Source organism: Salinisphaera shabanensis E1L3A (assembly GCF_000215955.2).
Taxonomy (GTDB): Bacteria; Pseudomonadota; Gammaproteobacteria; order Nevskiales; family Salinisphaeraceae; genus Salinisphaera; species Salinisphaera shabanensis.
The window spans coordinates 60,183-69,840 of the sequence record NZ_AFNV02000018.1 but is presented as its reverse complement, the minus strand read 5'-3'; the positions used below and the strand labels follow the sequence as shown (position 1 = coordinate 69,840).

The 9,658-nt window shown below is 64.1% G+C and carries 9 protein-coding genes; 3 read left to right on the top strand and 6 right to left on the bottom strand.

What is annotated here, in order from left to right:
• The first annotated feature begins 1 nt into the window (after position 1).
• Positions 2-793, top strand: a complete 792-nt coding sequence (locus SSPSH_RS12255; RefSeq protein WP_040608089.1) for an alpha/beta hydrolase family protein — start codon at positions 2-4, stop codon at positions 791-793.
• A 1-nt stretch (position 794) separates the two neighbouring features.
• Entirely contained in the window at positions 795-1,628 is an 834-nt protein-coding gene (locus SSPSH_RS18020) for an alpha/beta fold hydrolase (RefSeq protein WP_006914700.1), read from the top strand.
• On the opposite strand, the gene SSPSH_RS18015 is transcribed toward SSPSH_RS18020, so the two are convergent.
• Positions 1,601-2,257 (bottom strand): 4'-phosphopantetheinyl transferase family protein, encoded by a 657-nt coding sequence (locus SSPSH_RS18015; protein ID WP_021031755.1) that lies wholly within the window; start codon positions 2,255-2,257, stop codon positions 1,601-1,603. The two genes, SSPSH_RS18020 and SSPSH_RS18015, sit on opposite strands and share 28 nt — an antisense overlap.
• Before the next feature lie 44 nt (positions 2,258-2,301).
• Between SSPSH_RS18015 and SSPSH_RS12240 the strand changes: the two genes are divergently transcribed.
• On the top strand, positions 2,302-3,750 hold the full coding sequence (locus SSPSH_RS12240) for an oligosaccharide flippase family protein (protein WP_006914697.1): 1,449 nt from the start codon (positions 2,302-2,304) through the stop codon (positions 3,748-3,750).
• A 30-nt stretch (positions 3,751-3,780) separates the two neighbouring features.
• Here SSPSH_RS12240 and SSPSH_RS12235 read toward each other — a convergent pair whose 3' ends face one another.
• Genes SSPSH_RS12235 through SSPSH_RS12215 form a run of 5 tightly spaced genes read right to left on the bottom strand, consistent with a single transcriptional unit; the run spans position 3,781 to position 9,651 of the window.
• Positions 3,781-4,956: an outer membrane beta-barrel protein gene (locus tag SSPSH_RS12235; RefSeq protein WP_006914696.1), complete on the bottom strand. Its 1,176-nt coding sequence runs from the start codon at positions 4,954-4,956 to the stop codon at positions 3,781-3,783.
• A complete protein-coding gene (locus SSPSH_RS12230; protein ID WP_021031754.1) occupies positions 4,943-6,337 on the bottom strand; it encodes an undecaprenyl-phosphate glucose phosphotransferase in 1,395 nt (464 codons plus the stop codon). Before SSPSH_RS12230 ends, SSPSH_RS12235 begins: the two co-directional genes overlap by 14 nt.
• Entirely contained in the window at positions 6,334-7,275 is a 942-nt protein-coding gene (locus SSPSH_RS12225; RefSeq protein WP_006914694.1) for a glycosyltransferase family 2 protein, read from the bottom strand. Before SSPSH_RS12225 ends, SSPSH_RS12230 begins: the two co-directional genes overlap by 4 nt.
• Positions 7,272-8,489, bottom strand: coding sequence for a glycosyltransferase family 4 protein (locus tag SSPSH_RS12220; RefSeq protein ID WP_006914693.1), 1,218 nt, complete (start codon positions 8,487-8,489; stop codon positions 7,272-7,274). Before SSPSH_RS12220 ends, SSPSH_RS12225 begins: the two co-directional genes overlap by 4 nt.
• Positions 8,490-8,499: 10 nt before the next feature.
• Entirely contained in the window at positions 8,500-9,651 is a 1,152-nt protein-coding gene (locus SSPSH_RS12215; RefSeq protein WP_006914692.1) for a glycosyltransferase family 4 protein, read from the bottom strand.
• Positions 9,652-9,658: the final 7 nt, after the last annotated feature.

Below are 9,658 nucleotides of genomic sequence, written 5' to 3'. Positions count from 1 at the left end.
GGTGACGATGGTTCCGTTCTTCTTCGGCGCGCAGGACACGCTCTACGGCGCGTACCACCCGCCGAGTCCCGACGCCCAGGGCCCGGAAACGGCGTTGCTGATCTGCCAGGGGATCGGCTACGAGTACATGCGTGCTTATCGGGCCTGTTGGCAGATGGCGGAAACCGCAGCCGCGGGCAACGCCCATGTGCTGCGTTTCGATTATCGCGGCACCGGCGATAGCCAGGGGCGACAGCACGATGCCAGTTGGGCCGAATGGATCGCGAATACCCGTGAGGCGATCGCCTGGTTGCAGCACACCACGGCGTTGTCACATGTCCGGATTCTCGGCGTGCGGGTCGGTGCTCTCATTGCGGCAGCTGCCAGTGCCGGCGACATCGACCGCCGCCGGCTTCTGTTCTGGGATCCGGTGGTCGACGGCGAGGCCTATCTGCGCGATATCGCGGATATGCACGAAAGTCAGACGCGCAACATGAATCGCTATCGCCCGCGGCGGCATCATCACGCCGAACGCGGCGCCGACGAATATCTGGGCTTTCACTGGCCGACGCCGGTGGTGGACGGCCTGGCACAGGCCCGCCTGATCGCCTACGCGCCGACGCGCGTCGACGATTGGGACGTCGCCCTCAGCCAGGGTGAACAGGCCCCAGCGCTGATCGAAACAATCACCGCACGCGGCGGGCATGTCATCGACATGGCCGAAACCATCGACTGGACCGATATCCGTGCGCAGTACCGCCGGGTCGCATTACCCCGTTCTGCCGAGACCATGCTCGATCGGGTGCTTTGCTGATATGCGTGAAACACCGCTGATTTTCGGACACGAATCCCATCTGGTCGGCATACTGTGTGAACCCGATGAGCCGGCCCGCAAGGAACGGCCCGCGCTGATGTTTCTTAATGCCGGGCTCGAACATCGCGTGGGCCCCCGCGGACTGTCCGTCGCGGTGGCGCGGGCGCTGGCCGACGCCGGCTTTGCCAGTCTGCGCTTCGACTATGCCGGCATGGGCGAAAGCCGCAAGCCGCAGTCCCCGCTTGCCGTGGAGCGTCGCGATGAATTACAGGTGGAATGCGCTGCGGCGATCGAGTTGTTGCATGAACGCGTGGGGTGCAGCCGCGTGGTGCTGTTCGGCCTGTGCAGTGGGGCCGACGACGCCCATCACGTGGCGCTGTCCCAGAGCGCGGTGGCCGGCATGATTCAGATCGACGGCCACGCTGCGATTACGGCGGGCTTCAAATGGCGTTATATCGCGCAGCGACTGAGCTCGCCGCGGCGGTGGCAGAACTGGTTCGAGCGCAAGTTCGGCACGCCCAGCGATACGGATCACGCAGTAATCGAAGGCATCGACTTTTTCGAGATGCCCGATCGCGACACGCTCGCCGGGGATCTGTCGACGCTCGTTGCGCGCGACGTACGCCTGTTCTATGCCTACTCCGGGGCGACCCACGGCTATTACAACCACGCGGGCCAGCTGCGTAACGCGCTGGCCGATATCGAGCTGGGCGATCATCTGCACGAACAGTTTCTGCCGTCGGCAGACCATACGTTTTCTCGCAACGCCGAACGGATGCGGCTAATCGAAGCCGTGATCGGCTGGCTTCAGTCGGGCTGGCCGGTCGCCGAATGACAGCAGGCCGCACACACGATGCGCTCGCCGTGCAATCGGGTACGCACACGCATACGCGCCAGCGGTCGAGCCGCACTGGCCAAGCGCACGCGATAACCGTCGTGCGTCGCAATCAGTTCGAAGTCACTGAAATCGGTCGGCGGCGGCCCAAGCGCCGCGAGGCATTTGAAGGCGGCTTCCTTGGCCGAAAACAGTTGGGCCGCGGCTCGGGCATCGCACAACGTCGCCCGTTCGGCCGCGGTGAATACGCTCTCCCAGACAGACGCTTCCAGCAGGCGCGGGCCTTCGATATCGATACCGAGACCTGTCAACGCACCCCGTACAGTGACTGCCGCGGCAACCACACCGTCGGCATGCGTCACGCTGCCGATCACGCCCTGGGGCCAGGCGGGGCCCGCATCGCGGGTCGCGCCCAGCGCCGGTACCGGCCGGCCCAGCGCGGCCAGTGCGTCCCGCGCAAGCGCGCGACCACTGGCGAACTCCGCGCGGCGCGTCTGGACCGCGCGCGCGACGAGCGCCGCCTCGATAGCCGGCAACGCACCGGCTGCGACGATGGGCCCGGCGCGCACGATCACATTCTGCGGCAGCAGGCCGGCGATAACGGTTTCCAGCGTGTGATCACGGATCATGCGGCTATTGTCACCCGGCCGGGGCTCGAAGGGCAGGTGTCGCCGTGCTGAAGTGGCTGTCGTCATCGCTAGCGGATGCACTGGGGCGCATTCTGCTGAAGGTCGTTACCACGGTCGTCTTTGCCTACTGGCTATCGCCCGAGGTCTTCGGCCGCGCCTCGCTGACGATCGTGATCGTCAGCCTGCTTGCGATCGTGGTGACTGCGCCTTTCGAAGAATCGCTGGTGCAACGCCGGGTCATACGCCGTGCCCATTTCGCGGCAGCACTGGCGCTCGTTCTGGCCGGCTCCATGGCGTTGATCGGCGCGGCCTTTGCGGCCGCCTGGGCGATCGCGGCGTTCTATCCGCCCGAGAGCGAGGCGGTGACGCTGGCATGGCTCGTTGCCGGCTTCAGCGTCATCATCCCGGCCCATGCCGGGGTCGCGATCTTCACCGCGCTGGCGCGCCGGCATCGGGCGTTCGCGCGTATCGCCTGGTCGAATCTCGCCGGCGACGCAGCCGGCGTCGGTATCGGTCTGGTGCTTGTTTTCGCAGGGGTCGGCGTCTGGTCGCTGCTGTCGGTTCGCCTGGTTTCGCGCTTCGTGACCGTGCTCTGGCTCGTGGGCGACGCGCCGGTACGTATTCGTCCCGCATGGTCTGCCGGCGGGCTGGGTGAATTATCGGGTGTGGCCGGCTGGTTCTTTGCCGCGCGCTGCGTGGACAAGGCCGGCGACGCCGTATTTCAGGGCATCGTCGCCCGCCTGTTCGGGCTGGAAGGCGCAGGTTATCTGAACATGGCGCTACGGATCATCGAGCCGGTGCGCGGGCCCACGGCGTCGGTGAGTCATAACATCGCCATGTCGTTTTTCGTGCGTGCACAGGATTCGTCGCAGCGCCTTCGCGCTGCGGTGGCGAGCACCGTGTCGCATACGTCGATGGTGCTCATGCCGGTCTTTCTGGGACTGGCCGCCTGCGCGCCGACAATGATTGCATTGCTCGGCGGCGAGCGCTGGGCCGCCGCCGGCCCGATCGCCGCGGGTCTGGCGCTCGCGAGTGCGATCGGTGCGACCACGCATTTTCTGATGACGGCCCTTGCCGCGCGCGGCGAGGCCCGGCTGTGTTGTCTGGCATTGACCTGGGAAGTGATCTGCGTGGCGGCCGCTCTGGTCATACTCTATCCCGTGGGGCTCATCGCGATCGGCGTGGCGCGCATGGTGTCGACCTGTGCACTGGCCGGTTTCTATCTGACGGTCGCGCGGCCCGTTTTCGGTATCGATCGACTCGCGTTCGTTCGCTCGGTCGTACCCAGCACGATCAATGCATCACTTATGGCAATTCTGGTCGTGTGGGTAGGGCGCGTTACGCCGCTGGCCGCTTCGCCTGCGCTCTGTCTGCTCGCGCAGGTGGCCACGGGTGTGGCCGTTTATGCAGGGCTCGCGTTCATATTTCAGCGCCCGATGCTGTATTCGGTTATCGGTGCACTGCGCGGGCGAAAGCCTGCGGTAGCGGCCTGACAGGCGGCCGGGCCTTCGATCCCGCTATGCTCAGCGCGGTTCGGGGTCCAGCGTTATCCGTACGGCCACGCCGCCGATCCATTCCCGATACCCGAACTCGGGCTGGTTCGACTCGCGAATCACACGTTGGCCGCTGGCAATGAAGGAGACCTGGCGTAACGGGCTCCACGTCAGATCCAGACCGTAGTCTCGAACTTCGTCGTTGCGCCGATCCTCGGCGGTCGAGGTGAGCTGGTAGTCGCGACGGTCCCAGCCGGCATGTGCCGTGACTGCGATCGCGGGGCTGTATTCCCAGTTGAGTTCCACGCGCGCGCCGCGATTGCGGACCGCGTTGGCGTCGACGTTGTCGGCCGAATAGATATCCTGTGAGAGTGCGAAGCTGAGCTGGGTCTTCGCGGATATGTCGCGAATGTATCGCAGACGCGCGGTGGGCGAACTGTAATCCTCGGATTGACCGCCCCGGTTGTCGCGATGGGCATAGCCGGCCCGTAACTGGACACGGGAAATTCCGGAAAAACGCCAGTCCAGTCGACCGAACGGTTCGTGCTGGACAAAACGACGCGCCAATACGTCATTCGGGTTGCGTTCGGGATAACGGCCGTCGATACGCTGGACGCCAGCGGTGAAGGTCGCGCCGCGCGCACCGATGTAACGCAGGGCAAGACGGGACTCCGCCTCGTTGCGATCGTAGCGGCGCTCGCTGTCGAGCGTATGCCGGCGCATCCTGTAGTCGACGCCGCCCACCACCTGCCAGTGCGGAGTGACCGCGAGCGTGGTTTCCACGCCCGGGTTGCTCAGACGAATGAAATCCTGGGCACGGCTGTTGCGATTTTCGAATCCGGTGAGCTCACGTGAGCGGTTGTAATAGAGCTGACCCCTGAAGGCATTGCCGATCTCGTAGTTCCATACGAAGTTGCCGTGATACGCGGTATGGTCCAGCCGTGTATTCTTGACGTAGTTCAGACGGCTCAGATCGATATGCAGCGATAGCTCCTGGCGGGACATACCCCAGCGCGCATCGGCGCCGACCGTAGCACGCCGCTGCGTATCCGCCTCACGTTCGGCTTCCGGTGCGGCATAAAGATTGCTATCGCGGCTTATGCCGGTTTCGACATAGGGCGACAAACGCAGCTCGGCTGCGCCGGCACTGTACGGCAGTGCCACGATCGAGACGGCCAGAACGTAGTGAAGTTCAATACGCCGCACGATCGCGAAAGATTAGCGCGATAGTGCGCAGTATGATGTAGACATCGAGCCCGGGAGACCAGGTGCGGATATAACGCAGGTCGAACTCGACCCGGCGTTCCATGGATTCGAGCATATGGATCTCGCCGCGCAAGCCGTTGATCTGGGCAAGCCCGGTCAGGCCGGGGCGCACCTTATGACGCAGCATATAGCGTTCAATCAGTGCTCGATAGGTTTCGTTGTGCTCGACGGCGTGCGGACGCGGACCGACCACGCTCATGTCTCCGCGCAATACGTCCCAGAACTGCGGTAGCTCGTCGATCGATGTCCGGCGCAGCAGACGCCCGATAGGCGTCACACGCGGATCGTCGCGTGTGGCTTGCGCGACCGTGCCATCGTCGGGCGTGACATGCATGGTACGGAACTTGTGCACCTTGATCCGGCGCCCATCCAGGCCATAACGCTGCTGGGTAAACAGGACAGGGCGCCCGGATGTGAGCCATATCACGGCTGCAATGAGCAGCAGCAACGGTGACAGCACGATCAGGACGCTGGCCGAAAACAGAATATCCATGAGCCGCTTGAGCGCGCCGTCCGCGCCGAAGAACGGCGTTTCGCTGAAGGAGAACACCGGCACGCCGCCGATATTCGCGAACTGTAGCTGGTCGCTTCGAAACAGGGGCGACGTCGGCATGAAATAGATCGATGCCGTGGTATCGCCGAGCTGGCGAACGATATCGGTGGCACGGTCGGCACCTTCCAGCGGCAATACCACGAAAACGACGTTGACGCTGTGTCGGTTGACGTAGTCGACCACGTCGCCGGTACCGCCAAGCACGGGGCGATCTTCCTTGCGATGACCGACGCGTTCGGGGCTTCGGTCCTCGAAGAAACCCAGAAGCCGAAATTTGGGCACGTCGAGCGCGCCGAGAATATGGGCCAGGCGTTGTGCGTCTTCGCTCACGAATACGATGACCGCGGTGCGCGATTTCATGGAATCCGGAAAGAACCGGAAGAAGGCATACCGAATGATGTGATGCACCAGTACGAACAGCATGGGAGTAAGCACGAGCCAGAGCAGGATCACGCGGCGCTCGTATTCGCCGGTGCGCCGGGTCAGAAAGCCCAGGAATACCAGTCCCGCAGCACACAGAAACCAGCTGATCATGACGCCGGTGCCGATCGATCCGGCGCGCCCGACATGCCACTTCCAGATCAGGTTGTAGCGGCTGAACACCAGGCCGATGGTCACGAACGCCAGTGCGGCGAGTTCACGATCGTTTTCACTGACGCCCTGTTCGGAGAACGTCGCGATCAGCAGCAGCAGGGCGGTGCTCAGCCCGCCATAGATCAACCCATGGAAAATCGGTGCCGAAAATGTACGGGTACCGAGCTTCATCATGGCCCGCGCCTTTTACTACCGCGACGCAGCCCCGCACGCAGTAGAGCGCGCGGCAGCCCGGCGAGCTGCCGCCGCTGCCAACGACGCAGATCGGCCCGAAAGGCGGGATCGGGATAACGCTCGGCACCGCGCGCGGCTGCACTGAAATAGCCAGCAATAATCAGCAGTCCGCCCACCACATAGGGCCAGTCACGCATGCGATAGACGCCCGATGCGACCGCATAGGCCGGGTGGTAGCCCATGAAATGAATGCCGCGCCCCCAGCGTAGCCGGCCGTGGACGATGCTCACCTGCGACGACCCCATCAGCCGATGATGATGGATGCGGGCATCGGGATCGGAGATGTTGCGGGTACGCCAGCCGGTCATGCGGGCGCGGTGGATATCGATGCCGTCCCATTGCAGCGTCTGCTCGAAGCCACCGATGGCTTCGAAGGCTGCGCGTCGATAGAACTTGAAGGGCCCACACACCATGTCGGGGCTCTTGCGTTCCTCGACATCGCCGCCCGGCTCGGGCCGGTACACCCGTCCCGACACCGCAGCCAGTTTTTCGTCCGCGGCAAATTCGGCGAGCATGCGTTCGATATAGCGTGGGCCGTAGGTGATATCCGCATCTAGCTTGACGATGAAGTCCCAGTCGCTCACCGGGGCGGCTGCGAGACCGTAATTGAAGGCCTCGATCACGCCGGAGCCGACCTGGCGGTGACCGCGATCCGGCTTGTCCACCACATGAATGAAATCGGTCTCGGCCGCTCGCGACCTGGCGATTGCAGCGGTGTCGTCGCTCGAGCCGTCGTTGACGATCACCCAGGCCGTCGGCCGTATCGTTTGCGCGCTAAGGCTATCGATTGCTGCCTCGATGAATCGTGCTTCGTCGCGCACCGGTGAAATCACCAGAATCGACGGCGGCTGGCTCGGCTTAAGATCACACCCGCTCATGACAGCACGCGGTCGTAGGCCGCCAGCAGCTTCGGCACTTCGTGATGCCAGGCGAGCAGGTCCTCGATACGGCGTCGGCCGATATCACCCAGTTGCTGTCGCAGCGCCGGGTCATCGATCAGCTCGAGTATCTTGTCAGCGAAATCACGACGATCACCGGCACGGGCATACAGCGCCGCATCGGCCGCCGAGGCGCGGCCTTCGATGAGGTCGTACTGGACAAGCGCCTTGCCCAGCGCCATGTATTCCAGAATCTTGTTCATCGTGGAATGGTCGTTCATCTCGTTCTTGGGATCAGGGCTAATACAGATATCGGCCGACGAGAGCACACGCATGAGTGCATCGCCGTCCAGACGGCCCGGGAAATCCACGTATTCGTCGATGAGCAGCTGTTTTGCGAGCGTGCGCAGGCTCTTCAACGACGGGCCAAAACCGACCAGGCAGAACTGGATATCCGTGCGCCCGCGCTCATGCACGATATCGGCGACCATACGCAGCAGATCGTCCAAACCTTCCTGTTCGCCCATGACACCGACATAACCGACCAGATGGGCGCGCCCCTTGCGCAAGGACGGGTCGGGATCGAGGGCCCGGATACGGTCGAGGTTGGGCCCGCTACGCACCACGAAAACGTCTTCCTCGGCCATGCCGCCGCGCGTGCAGGCAATCTGCTTGAACGAGTCGTTGGTCGCGATCGATACCTTGGCGAGCGCGAAGGTGGCGCGCTCCAGCGCGCGCATCAGGCGATACATCACCCCGCTGCGCCCGAACTTCGCCACGAACAGCTCCGGGCAGAGGTCGTGATGATCGAACAGGAAGCGTACGCCGAAAGGCCGTGCGAGCCCGGCCACGAGAAAGATGGTGTCGGGCGGGTTGCAGGCATGGATCACGTCGACGCGCCGCCGGCGGGCGATACGTGTCGTCAAGCGCAGCTGCCAGAACAACGCTGCGGCATATTCCAGCGGATACGCCCAGCCAGCGCCGGGCAGGTTCGGCAGCGGGTGACGATGAATGGCGATGCCGTCGATTTCGACATAGCGCTCCCGATAGCCTTCGGCGGTCGGGCAGATGATCGATACCGCATAGCCCGCATCCCGCAATGCGCCGGCCTGTTGCCAGACACGCCGGTCGAAAGGCAACGGCAGGTTCTCGACGATGATCAGCACGTGGGCGCGGGTGGGCGCGTGCTCGTTTGCTTGGGTCTGGGCGCTCATGCCGGCATCTTCATGGTCTTCTTGATTGATCGGTGTTGGAGCTTGCGCCGCCGCGCGAGATGGCGCTTCGATAAACGTCTGCGGTACGTTCGGCCAGGGTCGGCCAGCCACGCTGGCCGTCTTCGTCCGCGGCGATCTGGCGGCGGACATCGGCCAGTGCGTCCGGGCGGGATTTGATATCGGCCAGCCGTGCCGCGAGCGTTTCGGCATCGACCGGGTCGAGCAGAAACCCGGTGCGTTCGTTATCGATGGATTCGGCCAACCCGCCGATATCACTGGCCAACACGGCGCTGCGATACGTGAGCGCCAGCATTAGCACACCGGATTGATCGATACGCCGATAGGGCAGCACCACCAGATCGGCTGCAGCGAAATACCGAGCCGTGCTTTCATCGTCCACGCGGCGCAGATCCGCGCTGACGTCATCACGTCCTTGCAGCTGGCCTGTGGCATCGCCGAAAGCATCTTCGCCGGCCACGACCAGATGCATATAGGGGTCCTGCAGTCTGTCGAGCGCCGCCAGCAGCAGGTCGAGGCCCTTGTAGGGGCGCAGCCGGCCGAACAGTAGCAGCATGAACGTATCGTCGGCGATGCCCAGCGCCCGGCGCGCCTGGTCCCGCGCCGGTGCCGGCGCTGCGCCGAGTGTGAGCGGGCCGTGGGCGATTACATGCACTTTCGCGTTACGGACATCGAGTTCGCGGACCAGGGTGTCGGCGGTGAAACGCGTATGGGCGATCACGGCATCGACATGGCGATAAATGCGGCGAAACAGCGCGGCATCGAAGCGACCGCTCTCGTGCGGCAGGCTGTTGTGCGCGGTCCACACCAGTCGTGCCCCGCGCAGACGCGCGATGACGAGCAGCGGCCAGTCGAGCAGCGGCTGGTGCAGAGCCTGAACATGCAGGACATCCGGGCGTTCACGCCAGATACAGGCCGCGGTGCGTGCCAGCGCGACCGCATGCGCCGTGAGTTTCTGCAAGCGGCCGCGCTTGATCCGTGCCGCGGGATAACAGCGCGCCACGGCACAGCCGGCGGCCTCTGCATAGGCAAAATCGCGGCGCACGACCAGACACAGACGTTCGATGTCGTCGCGCGCGCCCAGCGCGGCTGCGAGTTCGGCCGTGTATTCGGCGGGCCAGGGGGCATGAATGAGTACGCGCATCGACACG

Excerpts from the sequence above, each read along its gene's own strand:
- SSPSH_RS18020 (WP_006914700.1), top strand. The coding sequence starts at position 795 with ATGCGTGAAACACCGCTGATTTTCGGACACGAATCCCATCTGGTCGGC.
- SSPSH_RS18015 (WP_021031755.1), bottom strand. The coding sequence starts at position 2,257 with ATGATCCGTGATCACACGCTGGAAACCGTTATCGCCGGCCTGCTGCCG.
- SSPSH_RS12230 (WP_021031754.1), bottom strand. The coding sequence starts at position 6,337 with ATGATGAAGCTCGGTACCCGTACATTTTCGGCACCGATTTTCCATGGG.
- SSPSH_RS12225 (WP_006914694.1), bottom strand. The coding sequence starts at position 7,275 with ATGAGCGGGTGTGATCTTAAGCCGAGCCAGCCGCCGTCGATTCTGGTG.
- SSPSH_RS12220 (WP_006914693.1), bottom strand. The coding sequence starts at position 8,489 with ATGAGCGCCCAGACCCAAGCAAACGAGCACGCGCCCACCCGCGCCCAC.
- SSPSH_RS12215 (WP_006914692.1), bottom strand. The coding sequence starts at position 9,651 with ATGCGCGTACTCATTCATGCCCCCTGGCCCGCCGAATACACGGCCGAA.